The organism is Rhodomicrobium udaipurense JA643, assembly GCF_000636015.1.
Classification (GTDB): domain Bacteria; phylum Pseudomonadota; class Alphaproteobacteria; order Rhizobiales; family Rhodomicrobiaceae; genus Rhodomicrobium; species Rhodomicrobium udaipurense.
On sequence record NZ_JFZJ01000063.1, the window covers coordinates 1 to 18,831 of the forward strand.

Sequence of the window (18,831 nt, forward strand, 5' to 3'; positions counted from 1 at the left end):
TACGCGCGCGCGCCTTCCACGATGCGCAGCAGATCCGCCTGCCGCGAGCATTGGGTTTTGGTCAGGATGCGGCGCATGTGGCTTTTCACCGTCGGAAGCGACAGGTTGAGGCGCTGCGCGACTTCCGGCAGCGACTGCGCTTCCACGAGATGTTTGAGGATGCGCGTTTCGGCCTTGCTGAGGTTATACGCGCTCGCCAGACCTTCGAGCCCGTAGGCGGTCGTTCTACCGGTCTGGGTTACAAGCAGCATCGAAGCCGGTGTATCGCTGCTTGGGATGGCCCTCAGATAGCCGACTGCGCTCGGCCTCCCTTGTCCCGCGATAGCAAGGCAGATGGCTTGATCGGTCGCGCCGTCGGCAAGCCTCTTGTCGAGGGCCTTCTTCAGCGCATCCGAGCCCGAGGTATCGACCCCCATGAGCGCGCCGTTGACGAGACGAATGGGCCAACCTTCCTCGATCATGGCGTTGCCCGACCGATTGGCGAAAAGGAGGACTCCGCTACCGGAAATGATGAAAACCGCAACGGCAATCTGATCGAACAGGTCCGACAGAATTGTGGCTATGCCACGCGACATGGCGAATTCCTAAAAAGGTTTGTGCACAAGAGTTGCGAGTGCGCAGAAAAGTTGAATGAGCGCCCCCAAAACAAATGACGGAAAAATGAGCCGCGACAGGACGCAAGCGCGTCGAAGCTTCAATTTCCTGAACGACATAAAGCAAGTAGCTACTATGCCAGCGTACGCACCTGAAGGCAATTCGCATGCGCTTCGCATTGTGCAGCGATGAGCTTGCATGAGGCCATCGTCGCCAGTTCCGCGCGTCGGAAACAACGTGTGATTTTTCGAACCGCCACGGCTAAGGCCAAGCCAGAGTCGTGCGTGAACTGCGGACGCAGATGTCGGTTTGGGGCGTCGATCTGACGACCGACCCCGCGCTTCGCCGATGAGTGAATTGCAAGACGCGTCTCCTCCGCTTGAGACGCGCCGGGTTAGCGCGCATCGCTAAACGGGCGACGCGGCCACCTGCACCGAAACAGCACGCTCTTCCTTCAGCCTGTCCTTCAGGATGGCAGGGTCTGTGATCGGCTCCGAGCAGCGCGGGCCAAAACAGATGTAGGCGGTCGTCTTGCCGTCGATGGCTTTCTTGCCGAAGGCGGGCGAGGAAGCGGGGAGGTCTTCGTCCGGGTTCACCCACTGCACGGTTGCGCCCGGCAGCGATACTTCGGCGAGAGCCCTGCGCCATGCGGCTGCGTCGGGGCCGGCGCGGTCGCCCGCGATGGCGATGGACTGCGGCGAGATCAACGTGAGCGCTCCGGAGAGAAGCCCTGTGTATCCGATGGCCATCGTCTGCGCCGCGCCCTGGAACGCGGTCAACAGCCCGTCTGCGCGCTTCAGATAGGCGGCGTCGCCGGTCAGCGTATAGAGGTCCGCGAGGTTCTGAAGCATGGTCGCGTTCGCGTTCGGCACGGCGTCGTCGCTTGCCGAGAGCGGGCGCAGGATGAGGTCGCTCGTGTCGTCCGCCGCGAAATAGTAGCCGCCCTGTTCCGCATCGTAGTGGCGGTTCATGATGGCGGTCCATTCCACCGCGTCGTCGAGATAGCCCGCTTCGCCCGTCACCTGATGGAGGACGAGAGCGGCGGAAATGATGTTGGCATAGTCGGCGGCCGTGGCAGGGCCTTTCAGCTTGCCGTCGCGCCAGGAGTGGAACAGGCGACCGTTCTCGATCATGCGGCTCTTCACGAAGCCATAGGCATCCGCAGCGAGCACAATCCATTCGGGTTGGGCGAAAGCGTCGCCCGCGCGGGCCAGCGCGCGGATTGCGAGGCCGTTCCAGTCCGCGAGCACCTTGTCGTCCCAGCCGGGCTTCACGCGACGCTCGCGCTCGGCGAAAAGCTTCGCGCGGCATTCATCCATCGCGCGCTCTTCGCCACCGTTCAGCAGCGCTAGCGCCTTCAGGCGGTTCAGGATGGTCTTGCCTTCCCAGTTGCCGCCTTCCGTCACGTCGTAGGTCTGCGCGAAGATCGCGGCCTCTTCGCCGTGGCCGAGGATGTCGGTGATCTCGCGCGCGGTCCAGACGTAGAACTTGCCTTCCTCGCCCTCGGAGTCCGCGTCATAGGACGCGGCGAAAGCGCCGCCGGGAACGATCATGTCGCGCTTGAGCCAGCCGATGGTTTCGGCCACGCGCGTCTTGAGGCGGTCCGACTGCGTTTCCTTCCAGACCTCGGTCATGAACTCGATCAGCAGCGCGTTGTCGTAGAGCATCTTCTCGAAGTGCGGCACGAGCCAGCGCTCATCCACGGTGTAACGCGAGAAGCCGCCGCCAAGGTGGTCGTAGATCCCGCCCTGACAGATGTGCAGGAGCGTGTTCTTCACTTCCTCGATACAGGTCTTCAGATTGTAGCGAAGGCCCGCGCGCCAGAGGAACTGGAAGATCGTGGTGTTCGGAAATTTGGGCGCACCGCGAAGGCCGCCGTTCGTCGGGTCGATCGCGCCGATGAACTTGGCCGCGATGGCCGCGAGCTGCGCCTCCGAAAATTCCGGCGCGGCGCCGTAGTTCAGCCGGGGCGTGAGCCGCTGCTTCAGGTAGGCGGTGTTCTGCGCGATGGTCTCCTTCTCCTGCGCGTAGACGCGCGCGACGTTCACGAGCACGTCCTTGAAGGAGGGTTTGCCGAAGCGCGGCTTGTCGGGGAAATACGTGCCGCCGAAGAAGGGCATGCCGTCGGGCGTGAGAAACATCGTGAGCGGCCATCCGCCCTGTTCCCCCAGCTCCTGAAGCGCGGTCATATAGAGGGTGTCGACGTCCGGGCGCTCTTCGCGATCCACCTTGATGTTGATGAACAGGCGGTTCATCAACTCAGCGGTATCCTCTTTCTCGAAGCTCTCATGCGCCATGACGTGGCACCAGTGGCAGGCGGCATAGCCGACCGAGAGCAGCACGGGTTTGTCGAGCCGTTGCGCTTCCTCGAAGGCTTCCTGGCACCAGGGCCACCATTCGACCGGATTGTGTTTGTGCTGCTGAAGGTAGGGACTAGTCTCTTCGCTCAAACGATTTAACGCCATGAGGCAACCTTGTTGACCGCTTTGCCCAATGAAAGTCCGCCAGAAGCACGGCAAGCCCTCGGGACGATTATACCCAAATTTCGCAAATGTATCGCGCAACTTGTCTTCGAAGCCTTAAGAAGCAGGAAACGCTCATGACCATCTACGCGCTGTCTTCCGGGCCGGGCCGGGCCGGGATCGCGGTGATCCGCATTTCGGGGCGGGCTTCGAGAAAGACGCTCTACGCGCTTTGCAACGGCAGGCTGCCCGCGCCCCGTGTGTCGAGCTTCCGGCGGCTGCGCCATCCGACCTCCCGCGAGATGCTCGACGAGGCGATGGTGCTCTGGCTTCCCGGTCCGGCGAATTTCACCGGCGAGGACATGGCCGAGCTTTATGTCCATGGCGGGCGCGCGGTGGTGACAGCGGTCATGAATGCGCTGGCGGATGTCGGCCTGCGTCTGGCCGAGCCGGGCGAGTTCACGCGTCGCGCCTTCGGCAACGGCAAGCTCGACCTGACCGAGGCCGAGGGGCTGGCGGACCTCATCAACGCGGATACGGAGATTCAGCGGCGGCAGGCGCTCGCGCAGCATTCGGGCGCGATGCGGGCCCGCTACGAAAAATGGTGGCGCACTCTTCTCAAGGCGATGGCCTACGTGGAGGCGAGCCTCGACTTTTCCGACGAGGCGGACATCGCGGACGGCGCGTTCAAGGAAGCGGTGCCGGAAGCTCGCTCGCTCGCCGCCGAGCTGGAGCGCGCGCTGGCCGATGGACGCCGGGGCGAGATCCTGCGCGAGGGCATCTCGGTCGCCATCGTCGGCGAGCCGAATGTCGGCAAGTCGAGCCTGCTCAACGCGCTTGCCGGGCGCGAGGCCGCCATCGTCTACGACGAGCCTGGGACGACGCGCGACGTGATCGAGGTGTCGCTCGACCTCGACGGCTATCCGTTCGTCCTGCGTGACACGGCCGGCATCCGCGAGGCGGCGAGCCCGGTCGAGCAGGAAGGCGTGCGCCGCGCGCTGGCCGCAGCCGAGGCGGCCGACGTCGTTCTCGCGATGGTGGACGGCTCGTGTGGGGACGTGGGTGCTGTTCCAGCGGAAGGAGAGGCGGGCGGCGCGCCATTGAGAGGAAGCATCGCGGGTGCGGCCATCACACCATCGTCCGGCGTGAAGCTGCTCGTCGTGAACAAGGTGGACCTTGCCCCGCCACCCGCGCCCGGAAGCTTCGGCCCCGAGGCGATTTACATTTCCGCGAAGACCTGTCTCGGGCTCGACGCTCTGAAGGCGGCGCTCGTGCGGTTTGCGAGCGAAAGCTACGGCAGCGGCGAAGCGCCGACGATAACGCGCGTCCGTCACCGGCAGGAGATCGGTCGCGCCCGCGCGGCTCTGGTCGCTTTCCTCGACGGTGCCGAAGCGGGCGAAGCACCGGAGCTTGCCGCCGAACATCTGCGCGAAGCAGCCGACGCGCTCGGCCGCCTTACTGGCCGCCTCGACGTGGAGGATGTGCTCGGCCAGATCTTCGGCGAGTTCTGCGTCGGGAAGTGACCTGCTTTAGCGGGGCGCGGGACCGCCGCCGGAGAAGTAAACAAAGTGTTTCACATGAAACATTGGCGGCGGCTGGTCGGGCCGTCGCCATCTCCAGCGGCGAGACAGCTGAGCGATAGAAATCGGGGCTTGGGGGGTAATGCCGTTCGCAGGCGGTAGGTCCTGGCGGAGCGGCCCGCTGCGTTCCAGAGCGCAAACGGATTTCGCTCTGGCTTCTTGTGAAGGATCTTGTCGCGAAATCGGCGGCGCAGAGCCTCCCGCTCCGCGCTACTCCATGATGCCGCCCCAGTGCAAGAACAGGCCGATGTCGCCGAGATAGCCGTTCGGGAAACTGAGAACGCGCGCGATCATGTGGAAGCCGCGATCCTTGAGGGTGCGCTCGTAGCGCAGGAAGGTTTCCGCCGCCTCGCCGCGAAGGGTCGCGGGCCAGCCTGGCTCGCCGACATTGATCGCGCGGCCGCCGTCGCTGCAAAGCTCGGCCGGAAATTGAAGCACGAGATATTCGCGTTCGCCCCGCTCCGCCGCATCGCGCGACCTTTGCAACACCGTGAGCCACTCGTCCTCGGACAGGTGCGTGTCGATGAGCTGCTTCACGCGCGCCATGCGGTCGTCGCTCTTGACGTGATCCTGGATCGCGCGCTGCCGCATTTTCTTCGCCGCAGCGTCCTGCGCGATGAGGCGGAAGTCGGCGGCAGTCACAACAGCGTCCGGGCGCGGCTCCGGCGCGGGCGGTGGGGGCGGCGTCCTGTCCTTGTCGCGGTCGAACGGATCAAGGTGAAGCGTCCAACCGAAGATGCCTTCCCCCTGCCGTGGCTCCGGCTTCATCTGCGCGATGCGGGCGATAATGTCGGAACGGCTCACGATCCCGATGAGCCGCCCTTCGCGCGTCACGGGCACACGCTTGATGCCGGTATCGACGAACATCTTGCAGATCTCCAGCACCTCGGCGCCGTCGGGCACGGTCATGACCGGAGCCGACATCACGTCGCGCGCCGTCAGGTTCGCCTCCAGCTTTTCGAGGAGAGGCTTGGCGTGCGTCTTCGGGTCCAGAAGAAGCGTGAGGCGCCAGTCGTGGATCTTCTGCTCGTCCGGCGCTCTGAGGCGGAGGAGATCGCCTTCCGTCACGATCCCGATGACGACGCCGCTGGAGTCGAGCACGGGCAAGCCCCCTATCTGCTTCTCCATCATGATGGCCGCGATCGTGCGGATGTCGGTGTCGGGCGTCGCCGTGATGACCGGTTTCGTCATGACATCTCGCGCCTGCATAGCTCTCTCCTAGAGTGAGTGTTCACCAACGAATGACTGCACCTAATCGCAGAGGCGACGTTTTGCTAGCGGCAGCGTCGCTGGCCGATCCCAAAAAAGTGTCGCGTCTTTTCGCAAGTGCGACAAGCGCCGCGTTCACGTGAAGCCAGACCGCCATTTCAATTGCGTCGTGGGGTTGCTATCTTCGGGGCGCGCCCGGAGGCGGACTTCGCCTGACGCGGCCGATCTTCCAAAAGACGACGGGATGTGAACGATGGCCGAGCGGGCTTTCGATGTGATCGTGGTGGGTGGCGGGCACGCTGGGTGCGAGGCGGCAGCCGCCGCCGCGCGCATGGGTGCGGCCACGGCGCTCGTCACGCACAAGGCGGCGACGCTCGGCGAGATGTCGTGCAATCCGGCGATCGGCGGACTCGGCAAGGGGCACCTCGTTCGCGAGGTGGATGCGCTCGACGGGCTTATGGGACGCGTCATCGACAAGGCGGGCATCCAGTTCCGCATGCTGAACCGCTCCAAGGGTCCGGCGGTGCAGGGGCCGCGCGCGCAGGCCGACCGCAAGCTCTATCGCCGCGAGATGCAGGCCGCGCTCGCAGCACAGGACGGGCTGACGGTGGTGGAAAATGCGGTCGAGGATCTTCTGGTCGAGGGTGGCGCTGTCGCGGGCGTCGTCACGGCGAGCGGGCGCGAGCTGCGCAGCGGAGCGGTCGTCATCACCACGGGCACCTTCCTCAAGGGCGTCATCCATCTCGGCGACACGCGGACGCCTGCGGGGCGCGTGGGCGAGGCTCCGTCCATCGGCCTCAGCGACCGGCTCTATACGCTCGGCCTTCGCATGGGTCGCCTCAAGACCGGCACGCCAGCCCGCCTCGACGGCCGCACCATCGACTTCGCGCGCCTCGACAGCCAGCCCGGCGACGCGCCGCCCGTGCCGTTCTCCTTCATGACGGATCGCATCGAGACGCCGCAGATCGCCTGCGCTATCACCGCGACGACGGCGGAGACGCACGCCATCATCCGCGCGAACATCCACCGCGCGCCGATGTACTCGGGCCAGATCGAGGGCGTCGGGCCGCGCTATTGTCCGTCCATCGAGGACAAGGTGGTGCGCTTCGCCGACCGCGAGAGCCATCAGATCTTTCTGGAGCCGGAGGGCCTCGACGATCCGACCGTCTACCCGAACGGCATCTCGACCTCGCTGCCCGAGGATGTGCAGCGCGCGTTCATCGCGACGATCCCCGGCCTTGAGCGCGCTACCATCGTCCGGCCCGGCTACGCTATCGAATACGATTATGTGGACCCGCGCGAACTCACCGCCACGCTCGAAGTGAAGCGGCTGCCGCGCCTGTTTCTCGCGGGGCAGATCAACGGCACGACCGGCTATGAGGAGGCGGCGGGGCAGGGGCTTGTCGCTGGCATCAACGCGGCGTTGGCGGCGAGCGGCGGCGTGGCGGATTTCGTGGTGTCGCGCACGGACGGCTATATCGGCGTCATGATCGACGACCTCGTGACGCGCGGCGTGTCCGAGCCCTATCGCATGTTTACCAGCCGCGCGGAGTATCGCTTGCGGCTGCGTGCCGACAATGCGGATGAGCGCCTGACTCCGCTCGGCGCGCGCGTGGGCTGTGTGGGGTCGGCGCGCGAGGCCGCCTATGCCGCGAAGGCGGATGCGCTCGGCTCGGCTCGGCGGATTCTCGAAACGCTGACGCTGACACCCGACGAGGCCGCGCGTCATGGCATCGTGCTGAACCGCGATGGCCGCCGCCGTTCGGCCTTCGACCTGCTGGCGTTGCCGGGGCAGACCGTCGCCGCGCTCGCTCGCGTCTGGCCGGAGCTTGGCGACATGCCGCGCGGCACCGTGGAGCGGCTGGAAGTGGACGCGCGCTATGCCGTCTATCTCGACCGGCAGGAGGCGAGCATTGTCGCCTTCCGCAAGGACGAGGCCGTAGCCATTCCGCCCGCGCTCGACTTCGCGGCGATCCAGGGGCTATCGAACGAGGTGCGTCAGAAGCTCGACCGCCACCGCCCGGCGACGCTGGCGCAGGCGGCCCGCATCGACGGCATGACGCCGGCCGCGCTGATGGTGCTTCTCGCGCATATCAGGAAGACGGCCCGCGCCGCGTAAGCGCCGCCGAGTGACGACCGGGGCCGCCGCCTCGTCGCGTTTCGTTTCACGTGAAGCGGCGCGACACCCCCGCGCCTCACTTCTCCATGATCGCCTTCAGCGCCAGGAACTCGGGGCGATACTCGAAGTGCATGCCGTCGAAGTGATACCAGCTTCCGCCCCAGATGAAGCCGTGCTTCTCGAACACGCGCACGATCTCCAGCGGCACCTTGTTGCGGTAGACGAGCGCGATGCCCTTCTCGCGCACGGCGGCTTCGTCCATCGCGCGCGGCAGACCGTATTGCCAATAGCCGCCATGCTCCGGGTTGATGTCGAAGGCGATGCCGAACGAGTGGACGCTGAGACGCGTGGTGCGGGCGATGCAGCGCGGCACATGGCTGCCGCCGTCGGGCACGAGGTATTTCGCATAGGCCGGGCCGAGGGCTTCAAGCTCGCCTGACACGGCCTTGAGCTTGTCGGCCACGCCGTTCACTGTCGCGACCTGCATCGCGCCGCCGCCGAACTTCGGCACCCAGGCCACGCGGCCGCCGCCGTGCTGGTGGTCGCGCCTCTGCTGCCCGCGTTAACTCTTATCATGAAGGCGGGTGCCGCTGGAGAGCGGCACGGTGGCGCTTCCACGGAATGTGACCGAGGCGCGCGGATGGATTGAGCGGCGGCGTCGCGTCAGCGCTTGCGGGCGGTGGCTGTCGCCTTGCCGAGGGCATCGCCGCAGCTTTTGCCCGCGAGACGGTTATCGCAGAGCTGGATGCGATCGAACCAGGCAAGCCATTCCTCGCCCTCGTCATGCGGGACGGGGATCGCGCCGGGCTCGAACGCCGCGCCGCGCCATGACCGCTGCACGCCGTAAACCGCGTCGCGACCCTGGATCTGGAGAATGAGCGTATACTCGCCCTTGCCGGTCGTCTTGTTCTCGGGACAAGACAGCGCGTAAAGCGCGGCGTCGTAGCCGCTCACCTTGCGGTCGGCGAGCTTTTGCATGGCGGTAGATTTGCAGGGCTGCGTCGCCTCCACGTGCTCCTTCATCGTGTCCGCGAGGGCGTCGTAGCGGAAGCCCGGATCGCGCCAGGTCTGCACCGTGACGAGGCGGTTCCAGTCGTCGGAGGTTTGCCCATTCGGCAGGTAGTCGACCTCGGCGAATTTCGTGCGGGTTTCGGTTTCCTGAACGGACCATTCGGCCGAGGGAACGGGCGCGATGAGAAATTCGGCCTCGTCTGTGAACAACTTCGACGCCTCGGTTTGCGTGACGCCGCAAAGCAGCGCAACAAGAAGCGTGGGAAGGGCCATGGGAACGCGCGGCAGCATGCTGCAATCTCCAAAGCGCCCCCACTCAACGGATACCATTGAATGAGTGCTTCAAACGTGAACAGCGCCGCAGAATTTGCCCGGACCTTTCGTGTTTCACATGAAACAGTGGAAAAACTCGAATTGTACGAAAAGCTTCTGATGCAGTGGCAGAAGGCGGTGAACCTCGTCGCCCCGAAGACAATTCCTCAGATATGGCAAAGGCATTTCGCGGATTCAGCTCAGCTCGTCGCGCTCGCGCCCGGCGCCAGAACGTGGGTTGACCTCGGTTCGGGCGGGGGATTCCCCGGACTCGCGATTGCTATTATGATCGCGAATCAGAAAGAGTGCGCCTGTGTGCATCTTGTGGAGAGCAACGCAAGAAAGTGTGCGTTTCTTTCCGAGGTCGCGCGGCGGACGGGGGCTCCCGCTCGCGTGCACAACATGCGCATAGCCGATGCCGCCGCGTTGGGCGCGGTACCCGTTGCCGATGTTGTCACGGCGCGTGCACTGGCATCGCTCGATGCGCTGTTGGAGCTGGCCCTCCCGTTCTTCGGTAATGCGTCAACCGGATTGTTTCTTAAAGGCCGAGAGGCCGAAGTAGAGATCGCTGACGCGCAGAAGCGATGGGCTTTCGAAGTCAAGAGCCACGCCAGCCTCAGCGATTCAGAGGGTCGCATTTTGGAAATCGGCAAGCCGATGCTCAGACAAGGTGGCGAGCAGTGACAAAGAGAAACCAAGCAGCAGGTCTTCGGGTGTTCGCGGTCGCCAATCAGAAGGGCGGCGTGGGCAAGACGACAACGGCCATCAATCTTGGCACGGCGCTGGCGGCGGCTGGCGAGCGCGTGCTGGTGATCGACCTCGATCCGCAGGGCAACGCGTCGACCGGCCTCGGTGTGCCGGAAGAAGCGCGCCACGTATCCACTTATGACGTGCTCGCGGGCGCGGCGGCTCTTGAACAGGCGATGACGCCGGCGGCGATACCCGGCCTGTTCGTCGCTCCGTCCACGCGAGATCTTGCCGGTCTTGAGCCGGAAATCGCAGCCGCGCCGAACCGCGCTTACTTCCTGCGCGATGCCATCGCGTCGCTTCGTGCGTCCGAACTGGACCGCGCGCCACCCGACCGTCTTTCTTATGTGCTCATCGACTGCCCGCCATCGCTCAGCATCCTGACGCTGAACGCGCTCGCGGCGGCCGATGCGGCGCTCGTGCCCGTGCAGTGCGAGTTCTTCGCGCTCGAAGGTATCCAGCAGCTGAAGGAAACCATCGACTTCGTCCAGGCGAGCCTGAACCCCGGCCTCGAAATCCACGGCGTCGTGCTCACCATGCATGACGGCCGCACGCGGCTTTCCAACGAAGTCGCGACCGAAGTTCGGAGCTTCTTCGGCCAGAAGGTTTACGACACCATCATTCCGCGCAACGTGCGCATCGCGGAAGCGCCGTCGCACGGCAAGCCGCTGCTCCTCTACGATCACACGAGCGCGGGGAGCAAGGCTTACATGGACCTCGCGGCGGAAATGATCACGCGCGAGGCGGCGACGGCAGCGGCGGCCGCAGCGGCGAAGGCGGCGTAACGGGCAGGGCCGTTGCGACGCGGCCCGCGTTCGAGTGATTTGCGTTGGTGAGTATGTCGAGGGCTGCCGCTACTGCGGCGAGACATGATGACCATTTGCGACTGGAGAGCGACATGGAGACAAGATCGGGCGCATTAGCGACAGGGCCGTCGCCCGTTCGGGCAAGCCGCCTTGGACGCGGCCTTGCATCCCTCATCGGCGATGCAACGCCCATTGGAACGCCACGCATCATTGCTGCGAATGGCGAGATCCGGCAGGTTCCGATCGACCGCGTGCGGCCGAGCGCCTTCAACCCGCGCAAGAATTTCAACGAGGCGGAGCTGGACGAACTTGCGGGTTCGATCCGGGAGAAGGGTCTCGTTCAGCCGATCGTCGTCCGTCCGGCCGATGCGGCGCAGACGTCTTATGAGATCGTAGCGGGCGAACGCCGCTGGCGCGCGGCGCAGCGGGCTTCGCTTCACACGGTTCCCGTTATCGTCCGGTCGCTTAGCGATCAAGAAGCGCTCGAACTCGCGATCATCGAGAACGTGCAGCGCGCCGACCTCAACGCCATCGAAGAGGCGGGCGGCTATAAGGAACTCGTGGAGCGCTTCGGCTATACCCAGGAAGAACTCGCGGGCATCATCGGCAAGAGCCGCAGCCATCTCGCGAACACGATGCGTCTTTTGAAGCTGCCCGAGCCGGTGCAGGCGCTGGTGCGCGACGGGTCGCTTTCGGCGGGCCATGCGCGCGCGCTCATCGGACGCGAGGATGCGGAAACGGTCGCGCTCGACATCGTGAAGAAGGGCCTCAACGTGCGCGATGTGGAAGCGCTCGTGATGGGCAAGAAGGCGAGCGAGGGCAAGGCGCCAACCGCCAAGGCCGCCGCGCCGCAAAAAGACGCCGACTCGCGCGCGGCCGAACGCGACATGTCCGACGCGCTAGGGCTTTCCGTGGTGATGAACCCCGGTTCTGGCGAAGCGGGCGAGGTCATCATTCGCTACAAGACGCTTGAGCAGTTTCAGGTGATCTATCGTGCGTTGCTCACGCAGAAGCGCTGAACCTATCGGCGCTTTTCGTCATGCGAACGGGTGGCCGCTTCGCTTGACTTTCGCTCCGCTCCCTTCCGAAGGCAAACAGCGCCAGCGCTCCTGCGCGAGGCGCTTGCCTGCGCCATACGGAAAGCAGAGTAGCGGACGCGTCTTCTATTCCGCGACAGGCTCCGCCCACAGGTCGTAATCGTCCGCCTCGACGATTGTCGCGCGGACCATGTCGCCCGGCTCCATTTCGCCAGCATCCTCGAACAGCACCGAGCCATCGATTTCCGGCGCATCCCATGGGCCGCGGCCGGTCGCGCCGTCTTCGTCCACTTCGTCGATGATGACGTCGATGGTCTTGCCGACCTGACCCGCCAGCACGGCGGCGCTCACCTCGCGTTGCACCTCCATGAGCCGCGCGAAGCGTTCGGCCTTCACCTCTTCCGGCACCTGACCGTCGAGCGCGCGGCTTGGCGCACCTTCCACGTTTTCATATTTGAAACAGCCGACACGCGTCAGCTTTGCCTCGCGTAGCCAGTCGAGCAGGACTGCAAAATCCTCCTCAGTCTCGCCGGGGAAGCCGACGATGAAGGTCGAGCGAAGGCCGAGGTCCGGCACGGCCTCGCGCCAGCGGCGGATGGTTTCGAGCGTCTTTTCCTGATTGGCGGGGCGGCGCATCGCCTTCAGCACGGAGAGCGAGGCGTGCTGAAACGGTATGTCGAGATACGGCAGGATCTTGCCCTCCGCCATCAGCGGCAGGAGCTCGTCCACATGCGGATAGGGGTAGACGTAGTGCAGCCGCACCCATGCGCCGAGCGACCCGAGCGCGTCGCAAAGCTCGGTCAGCCGCGCCTTCACCGGTGAGCCGCGCCAGTCGCTCGCGGCATATTTCAGGTCGAGCCCGTAAGCGCTCGTGTCCTGGCTGATGACGAGCAGTTCCTTCGCACCGCCTTCGACGAGCGCTTCGGCTTCGGTCAGCACATCGGCGGCGGGGCGGCTGACGAGGTCGCCGCGAAGCTGCGGGATGATGCAAAACGAGCAGCGGTTATGGCAGCCCTCGGAGATCTTGAGATACGCGTAATGTGGCGGCGTGAGGCGCAACCCCGCGCGCGGCACGAGATCGAGGAACGGCGCATGCGGCGCGGGCGCGGCGTTATGGATCGCGCTCACCACGGCGTCGTATTGGTGTGGGCCGGTGACGGCCAGAACATCCGGGAACGAATCACGAATACGACGATCTTCCACGCCGAAACACCCCGTGACGATGACGCGGCCGTTTTCGGCCATGGCCTCGCCAATGGCGTCGAGGCTTTCGGCCTTCGCGCTGTCGAGGAAGCCGCAGGTGTTCACGACAACGACGTCCGCGCCGTCATAGTCGGGCGAGATCACGTAGCCCTCGGCGCGAAGCCGGGTGAGGATGCGCTCGGAGTCGACCAGCGCCTTCGCGCAGCCGAGGCTGACAAATCCCACCTTGGGCGCGTTGGATGCGGCCCGCTCTGCTACCGGCTTCGGCATTTCGTGAAAATCTCGCTGAAACAAAAAGAGCGCCATGCGGCGCTCCGTTAAATGTAGCGTTTTCCGCCGCCGCGATAAAGGGCGTTGTGCCGAGGGTCAAACTCGCGGGACGAAGCGTGATGTTTTTCGACGCGAGGTTTTGCGGTCAAGCGACCGGATCAGACGACCTCGGTACTCTCCGCGGCGCCGGCGGCCGCTTCGCGAGGGCGGGCCACTATGGGATGCGGCTGCAATTCCGCCCGCACCTGCGCGCGTCGCGCCTGGATCGTTTTCTCGACGGCATCGACGGGAAGCCCCAGCGAAAGGAGCGTCGACTCCGCGAGCTGGAAACTCGCTTCGGTAACGACCGGCACGGCGTCGGTAACGCCGATCGTATAGAGATGCCGTGCGTGGCCTTCGTCCCTGGCGCGGGAAATGATCGGGACGTCTGGCCTCAGCCGCCGCACCTCCTCCACGATGTCGTCGATCATGGGTTGAACGTGAATGGTGACGACGACTGCGGAGGCGTCCATCACCCCGCATGCCTTTAGGAATGGCGGGTTGATGGCGTTGCCGTAATAGACCGAATGCCCGATAGCGCGGCCTTGCGTCACCGCAGCGGTGTCGCTGTCGACGGCGGTATAGGGCACGCCGTTTTTCTCCAGCATCTCGCAGACAACCCGGCCGACGCGTCCATATCCCACGACGATGGCGTGTCGGGTCTGCGGTTGCGGCTCGGCGGCGACCGCCGGGTTTATCGGCCGCGGCTTCAGGATGAGCGGCGTGATGCGGTTCGCCAGGATCGAAAGTAGCGGGATCAGCGCCATCGTCAGCGACGTGACCGCGAGCGAAAAACTCGATGCGTCACGGTTTATCACGCCGAGAGACGCCGCGAGGGTGATGCCGACGAAGGCGAACTCCCCGCCCGGTCCCATCAGCAGCCCGTTTTCGATCGCCGCCGCCCACGGCACGCCGAATGCGCGCGCGAGCGGGATCAGGATGGCGGCCTTCAGCGCGATGAGCCCCACGACACACGCGGGCAGCCAGATCGGCCAATGCAGCAGCTCTCGGAAGTCGATGCCCATGCCAACGGTGAAGAAGAACATTCCGAGCAGCAGGCCCTTGACCGGCTCCACGACCGTTTCGATGGCGTGGCGATATTCCGTTTCCGCGAGCAGCACGCCCGCAACGAATGCGCCGAGCGCCATCGAGAGGTTGGCGAGCGCGGCGACGACGCCCGTTCCCACGATCACGAACAGCGTTGCGGCGATGAACAGTTCCCGAGACTTCGTTCGCGCGACCTGACGGAACAGGGGGCGAAGAAACGCGCGCCCCACAAAAATGATGATCGCTATGGCGGCGAGCGCATGCACGACGGCGTGCTCGGCGGTCTCGATCACGGAGCCGCCATGCGCGCCGAGGATCGACACGAAGATCAGGATCGGAATGACGGCGAGATCCTGCGCGAGCAGCACGGAGAATGACGCAATGCCGGTGCTCGTCCGCAGGCGGTTCTGCCGCGACAGGACTTCCAGCACGATGGCCGTTGAAGACAGCGCGAGACAGCCGCCGAGAATGGCCGCCACCACGCCGGAGTATCCGAGCGCTTTCACGATGATGGCGATGATGGCCGCCGTGATCGCCACCTGAAGGCCGCCGAGTCCGAAGACCAGCCGCCGCATGGCGAGGAGCCGCTCGTAAGACAGTTCGAGGCCGATAAGAAAGAGAAGGAATACGACGCCGAGATCGGCGAAGCCGGAAATATGGCTCGGATCGACCACGGTGAACCAGTAAAGCAACGGCGCTTCCGGGATGAACGAGCCAAGCCCCAGCGGCCCTAGCAGGACGCCGGCGCCAAGCCAGCCGAGGACCGGGCTCAGGCCCCACGCATGCACCATGGGGATGATGATTCCCGCCGTACCCAGCACGACGAGCGCGTCGCTATAGGCCTGCATGTTGATGGACGCGCTCACTAACCCTCCGCTTGTGCTTCCCTTTTTGTACAAGCAAGCGGGCGTGCAGGAAACCACTTTCCTCACGTTTCCGTGAGCGCGGAAACGTCTCGGCGGATTAGCCGCAAATGGAATGAGGGTGGAGGGTTGGAGCGGGTACCGGGAATCGAACCCGGGTATTCAGCTTGGAAGGCTGCTGCTCTACCATTGAGCTACACCCGCGCGAACGCCACATTACCAAGATTGGCGTGGCGCTCAACGAAAAAAGCGTGGCCGGAACGCGATCCCGCGTTTTTCAAAGCCGCTTGACAAGCGCAAATTGTTCCGCGCGCCCTCGAAAAATGCTTGGCATTGCGTCCGCTTGCGTGATAGCTATCAAATCCCTACTACTGGTAAGGACCGTAGCAGGCAGGTTAGGTATTGGTTCGAACCATTCCTTCCGGCGGCTTGCCCTTAACCGGATGGATGGAGGAGTGTAGCTCAATCGGCTAGAGCACCGGTCTCCAAAACCGGGGGTTGGGGGTTCGAGTCCCTCCACTCCTGCCACTTCACGGTGGCAGAGAAACTCGAAAATCGGGCACTCGAGACATTATGAAGACGTTTGAATAGCGAAAGCGAAAGCGCTTCCGCATCGGTGTTGAGAAAATATGGCTAGAACCGGTCCATTCGAATATTTGCAGCAGGTGCGCGCCGAAACCGCGAAGGTCGTATGGCCCTCGCGGCGCGAAACCATTGTGACCACGATCATGGTCGTGATCATGGCGGTGCTGGCGTCCGTCTTCTTCCTGCTCGCCGACCAGTTATTCAGTTGGGGTATTACCCATCTTTTGCGACTCGGCCACTAAGCGCTTAAAATATTCGTAACTAAAAGCAGCAAAAATAATGACAAAGCGCTGGTATATCGTTCACGCCTATTCGAACTTCGAAAAGAAGGTCGCGGATTCCATCCGCGAACGCGCCGCGGCTGCGGGTCTCGATGAGTGCTTCGAAGACATTGTCGTGCCGATGGAGGAAGTCGTCGAAGTGCGGCGCGGACGTAAGGTCGCCACCGAGCGCAAGTTTTTCCCGGGTTATGTCCTTGTGAAGATGGACATGAACGACCGGGCGTTTTTGCTGATCAAGAATACGCCGAAAGTTACCGGATTTCTTGGCGCGGACAACAAGCCGCAGCCGATTTCCGAGATCGAAGCTCAGCGTATTCTCAATCAGGTAAAGGAAGGCGTGGAGCGGCCGAAGCCGTCCATTTCCTTCGAGATCGGCGAGCAGGTGCGCGTCGCGGACGGTCCTTTCGCATCCTTCAGCGGGCATGTGGAAGAAGTGGACGAGGAGCGCGCGCGGCTCAAGGTCGCAGTTTCCATCTTCGGCCGGGCGACCCCGGTCGAGCTGGAATACGCTCAGGTTGAGAAGATCTAGCGCATCGCGCGGTTCTTCAAAGTCGGGCTTTCGTGTGGGAGGTCGGCGTTTCGCTTGCCAGGCGCGACGTCAATGGCCGAACCACAATCCTCAACCCCGGAGCGCGTTGCTCCTGAGAGGCTTACATGGCTAAGAAAATTATAGGCTATATCAAGCTGCAAGTGCCTGCGGGCGCGGCCAACCCGTCGCCTCCGATTGGTCCCGCGCTCGGTCAGCGCGGCCTGAACATCATGATGTTCTGCAAAGAATTCAACGCCGTGACCAAGGAAATGGAGCCCGGTTCGCCCGTGCCCGTGGTCATCACGTATTACGGCGACAAGTCCTTCTCCTTTGCGATGAAGACGCCGCCTGCGTCCCACTTCCTGAAGAAGGCGGCGGGCATCAAGAGCGGGTCGAAGACGCCCGGTCAGACGGATGCCGGCACGGTGACGATGGCTCAGGTGCGCGAGATCGCCGAAAAGAAGATGAAGGATCTCAACGCCACAAGCATCGATCAAGCTGCGAAGATTATTGCTGGCTCCGCCCGTTCCATGGGCCTCACGGTGAAGGAATAAGCGCCATGGCTGATGGAAAGCGTTTGAAGGAAGCCAAGAAGGGCGTCGTTCGCGAGAAGCTCTATGCGATTGATGATGCCGTCAAGCTCGTGAAGGGTAGCGCGAAAGCGAAGTTCGACGAGACGATCGAGATTTCGATCAATCTCGGTGTCGACCCGCGCTATGCCGACCAGATGGTGCGCGGTGTTTGCGCTCTGCCGAACGGAACGGGCCGCACGGTTCGCGTCGCGGTGTTCGCGCGTGGGGCCAAGGCCGATGAGGCCAAGGCTGCTGGAGCTGACGTTATCGGCGCCGAGGAACTCGTCGCTGAGGTCCAGGGCGGCAATATCACCTTCGACAAGTGCATCGCGACGCCGGACATGATGCCGCTCGTCGGTCGTCTCGGCAAGATCCTCGGTCCGCGCGGCATGATGCCGAACCCGAAGGTCGGCACGGTGACGTTCGACGTGGCCGAAGCCGTTCGCGGCGCCAAGGGCGGCGCGGTTGAGTTTCGCGTCGAGAAGGCGGGCATTCTGCACGCCGGTATCGGCAAGGCGAGCTTCACCGAAACGGCGCTCGTTGAGAACATCAAGGCGTTTGCCGATGCGGTGGTCAAGGCTAGGCCGTCGGGCGCGAAGGGCACATTCGTGAAGCGCATCGCGCTCAGCTCCACGATGGGGCCGGGCGTGAAGGTTGAACCCGCGACGCTGATCGGCGCGGGCGCGGCAGCCGCGCAGTAACAAGGGTTTCGGGCGGTTCGCCGTCCGGGAAATGCCGAAGCGGCAACGCTTCGGCGCTGTCTCCGCTCCAGCGGGGGCAGCCTGTCCAAGATTGCTGGCGCCAAGGGTTTCGGCCCGAGGCTTAATACTCGCCTGCATGAGACGGGGGAATGGATTTTGAGTGATCTCTTTGGCCGGATTTCCGGTTGGTGGATCGCGTCTTATCACGCCTCGGGACAGGACTGAGCAGTCGCTCGCCTTCCTTCGAGGCGCGCGGCGTGATAGTAGCGGCGGCCCGCGGCGATGCGGTTCGTCTTTAACGGAGAGAAGCGGTGGATAGAGCTGAAAAAAAGGAGATGGTTGAGACTCTCAACGACATCTTCACGACAAGCGGCTCTGTCGTGGTGGCGCGCTACAAAGGTCTGACCGTAGCGCAAATGACTGAACTTCGCCGTCGCATGGGCGGCGCCGGGGCTCAGTTTAAAGTCATCAAGAACCGTCTCGCCAAAATTGCACTTGCCAACACCGCTGACGGTGCTGGCGCGGATCTCTTCCTTGAGCCGACGGGCATCGCTTACGCGAAAGACCCGGTAACGGCAGCGAAAGTGGCAGCCGATTTTGCCAAGACCACCGACAAGTTCGTGATTGTCGGTGGCCTTCTCGGCAAGCAGGCGCTTGACGCGGACAGCGTCAAGGCTCTGGCGGCCATTCCGTCCATGGAAGAACTGCGCTCCAAGCTGCTCAGCGTGTTCCTTGCGCCTGGCACCAATCTCGTGCGGCAGCTCAATGCTCCCGCGCAGAACCTCGTGGGTGTCCTTGCGGCGTATAAGGAAAAGCAGGAAAAGCAAGAAGCGGCGTGATGGTTTGAGGCAGGGTCTCCCAACA

Annotated in this window: 17 protein-coding genes and 2 tRNA genes; 11 read left to right on the top strand and 8 right to left on the bottom strand. The window is 63.9% G+C overall.

The features are described from left to right. Both T281_RS17755 and T281_RS10350 read right to left on the bottom strand, forming a co-directional pair. Positions 1–575: helix-turn-helix transcriptional regulator (locus T281_RS17755; protein ID WP_155955207.1), on the bottom strand; the 575-nt coding region annotated here is incomplete at its 3' end. Positions 576–1,001: 426 nt separating this feature from the next. Further along, positions 1,002–3,059, bottom strand: coding sequence for a thioredoxin domain-containing protein (locus T281_RS10350; RefSeq protein ID WP_037238175.1), 2,058 nt, complete (start codon positions 3,057–3,059; stop codon positions 1,002–1,004). A 134-nt stretch (positions 3,060–3,193) separates the two neighbouring features. Between T281_RS10350 and mnmE the strand changes: the two genes are divergently transcribed. Next, entirely contained in the window at positions 3,194–4,579 is a 1,386-nt protein-coding gene (gene mnmE / locus T281_RS10355) for a tRNA uridine-5-carboxymethylaminomethyl(34) synthesis GTPase MnmE (RefSeq protein ID WP_037238197.1), read from the top strand. A gap of 267 nt (positions 4,580–4,846) precedes the next feature. On the opposite strand, the gene T281_RS17760 is transcribed toward mnmE, so the two are convergent. Continuing rightward, a complete protein-coding gene (locus T281_RS17760; RefSeq protein WP_162173154.1) occupies positions 4,847–5,827 on the bottom strand; it encodes a CBS domain-containing protein in 981 nt (326 codons plus the stop codon). A gap of 271 nt (positions 5,828–6,098) precedes the next feature. Between T281_RS17760 and mnmG the strand changes: the two genes are divergently transcribed. After that, positions 6,099–7,964: a tRNA uridine-5-carboxymethylaminomethyl(34) synthesis enzyme MnmG gene (gene mnmG, locus T281_RS10365; RefSeq protein ID WP_037238177.1), complete on the top strand. Its 1,866-nt coding sequence runs from the start codon at positions 6,099–6,101 to the stop codon at positions 7,962–7,964. Positions 7,965–8,040: 76 nt separating this feature from the next. On the opposite strand, the gene T281_RS10370 is transcribed toward mnmG, so the two are convergent. Both T281_RS10370 and T281_RS10375 read right to left on the bottom strand, forming a co-directional pair. Next, a complete protein-coding gene (locus tag T281_RS10370; RefSeq protein ID WP_052037364.1) occupies positions 8,041–8,484 on the bottom strand; it encodes a M15 family metallopeptidase in 444 nt (147 codons plus the stop codon). Between the two features lie 143 nt (positions 8,485–8,627). Further along, entirely contained in the window at positions 8,628–9,266 is a 639-nt protein-coding gene (locus T281_RS10375) for a hypothetical protein (protein WP_037238179.1), read from the bottom strand. 42 nt (positions 9,267–9,308) lie between these two features. Between T281_RS10375 and rsmG the strand changes: the two genes are divergently transcribed. From rsmG to T281_RS10390, 3 genes are all read left to right on the top strand, one after another. Next, positions 9,309–9,971: a 16S rRNA (guanine(527)-N(7))-methyltransferase RsmG gene (gene rsmG / locus T281_RS10380; RefSeq protein WP_037238181.1), complete on the top strand. Its 663-nt coding sequence runs from the start codon at positions 9,309–9,311 to the stop codon at positions 9,969–9,971. Next, complete coding sequence (locus T281_RS10385; RefSeq protein WP_037238183.1) at positions 9,968–10,819, top strand: ParA family protein; 852 nt, start codon at positions 9,968–9,970, stop codon at positions 10,817–10,819. Before rsmG ends, T281_RS10385 begins: the two co-directional genes overlap by 4 nt. 113 nt (positions 10,820–10,932) lie before the next feature. Beyond that, complete coding sequence (locus tag T281_RS10390) at positions 10,933–11,859, top strand: ParB/RepB/Spo0J family partition protein (RefSeq protein ID WP_037238185.1); 927 nt, start codon at positions 10,933–10,935, stop codon at positions 11,857–11,859. A gap of 144 nt (positions 11,860–12,003) precedes the next feature. On the opposite strand, the gene rimO is transcribed toward T281_RS10390, so the two are convergent. From rimO to T281_RS10405, 3 genes are all read right to left on the bottom strand, one after another. Further along, on the bottom strand, positions 12,004–13,350 hold the full coding sequence (gene rimO / locus T281_RS10395) for a 30S ribosomal protein S12 methylthiotransferase RimO (protein WP_037238203.1): 1,347 nt from the start codon (positions 13,348–13,350) through the stop codon (positions 12,004–12,006). Between the two features lie 158 nt (positions 13,351–13,508). Beyond that, positions 13,509–15,302: a cation:proton antiporter domain-containing protein gene (locus tag T281_RS10400; protein ID WP_052037365.1), complete on the bottom strand. Its 1,794-nt coding sequence runs from the start codon at positions 15,300–15,302 to the stop codon at positions 13,509–13,511. Positions 15,303–15,429: 127 nt separating this feature from the next. Beyond that, a tRNA-Gly gene (locus T281_RS10405) sits at positions 15,430–15,503 on the bottom strand. A gap of 247 nt (positions 15,504–15,750) precedes the next feature. On the opposite strand from T281_RS10405, the gene T281_RS10410 reads away from it, so the two are divergent. The 6 genes from T281_RS10410 (at position 15,751) to rplJ (ending at position 18,806) form a co-directional block, all read left to right on the top strand. Continuing rightward, positions 15,751–15,827 (top strand) — tRNA-Trp (locus T281_RS10410). 101 nt (positions 15,828–15,928) lie between these two features. Further along, positions 15,929–16,126 carry a preprotein translocase subunit SecE gene (gene secE / locus T281_RS10415; RefSeq protein ID WP_037238187.1) on the top strand — a complete coding sequence of 66 codons (198 nt, stop codon included), beginning with the start codon at positions 15,929–15,931 and terminating at the stop codon, positions 16,124–16,126. A 37-nt stretch (positions 16,127–16,163) separates the two neighbouring features. Then, positions 16,164–16,694 (top strand): transcription termination/antitermination protein NusG, encoded by a 531-nt coding sequence (gene nusG, locus T281_RS10420; RefSeq protein ID WP_013420245.1) that lies wholly within the window; start codon positions 16,164–16,166, stop codon positions 16,692–16,694. Positions 16,695–16,819: 125 nt separating this feature from the next. After that, entirely contained in the window at positions 16,820–17,248 is a 429-nt protein-coding gene (rplK, locus tag T281_RS10425) for a 50S ribosomal protein L11 (RefSeq protein ID WP_037238190.1), read from the top strand. A gap of 5 nt (positions 17,249–17,253) precedes the next feature. Next, positions 17,254–17,967, top strand: coding sequence for a 50S ribosomal protein L1 (rplA, locus tag T281_RS10430; protein ID WP_037238192.1), 714 nt, complete (start codon positions 17,254–17,256; stop codon positions 17,965–17,967). A 311-nt stretch (positions 17,968–18,278) separates the two neighbouring features. Continuing rightward, the gene (gene rplJ / locus T281_RS10435; RefSeq protein WP_037238194.1) at positions 18,279–18,806 is read left to right on the top strand and encodes a 50S ribosomal protein L10; all 528 of its coding nucleotides are present in this window, start codon (positions 18,279–18,281) and stop codon (positions 18,804–18,806) included. The last annotated feature ends 25 nt before the right edge of the window (positions 18,807–18,831 follow it).

Excerpts from the sequence above, each read along its gene's own strand:
- rplK (WP_037238190.1), top strand. The coding sequence starts at position 16,820 with ATGGCTAAGAAAATTATAGGCTATATCAAGCTGCAAGTGCCTGCGGGC.
- mnmG (WP_037238177.1), top strand. The coding sequence starts at position 6,099 with ATGGCCGAGCGGGCTTTCGATGTGATCGTGGTGGGTGGCGGGCACGCT.
- nusG (WP_013420245.1), top strand. The coding sequence starts at position 16,164 with ATGACAAAGCGCTGGTATATCGTTCACGCCTATTCGAACTTCGAAAAG.
- rsmG (WP_037238181.1), top strand. The coding sequence starts at position 9,309 with ATGAGTGCTTCAAACGTGAACAGCGCCGCAGAATTTGCCCGGACCTTT.
- T281_RS10375 (WP_037238179.1), bottom strand. The coding sequence starts at position 9,266 with ATGCTGCCGCGCGTTCCCATGGCCCTTCCCACGCTTCTTGTTGCGCTG.
- T281_RS10390 (WP_037238185.1), top strand. The coding sequence starts at position 10,933 with ATGGAGACAAGATCGGGCGCATTAGCGACAGGGCCGTCGCCCGTTCGG.
- mnmE (WP_037238197.1), top strand. The coding sequence starts at position 3,194 with ATGACCATCTACGCGCTGTCTTCCGGGCCGGGCCGGGCCGGGATCGCG.
- rplA (WP_037238192.1), top strand. The coding sequence starts at position 17,254 with ATGGCTGATGGAAAGCGTTTGAAGGAAGCCAAGAAGGGCGTCGTTCGC.
- T281_RS10350 (WP_037238175.1), bottom strand. The coding sequence starts at position 3,059 with ATGGCGTTAAATCGTTTGAGCGAAGAGACTAGTCCCTACCTTCAGCAG.
- rimO (WP_037238203.1), bottom strand. The coding sequence starts at position 13,350 with ATGCCGAAGCCGGTAGCAGAGCGGGCCGCATCCAACGCGCCCAAGGTG.
- T281_RS17760 (WP_162173154.1), bottom strand. The coding sequence starts at position 5,827 with ATGACGAAACCGGTCATCACGGCGACGCCCGACACCGACATCCGCACG.
- secE (WP_037238187.1), top strand. The coding sequence starts at position 15,929 with ATGGCTAGAACCGGTCCATTCGAATATTTGCAGCAGGTGCGCGCCGAA.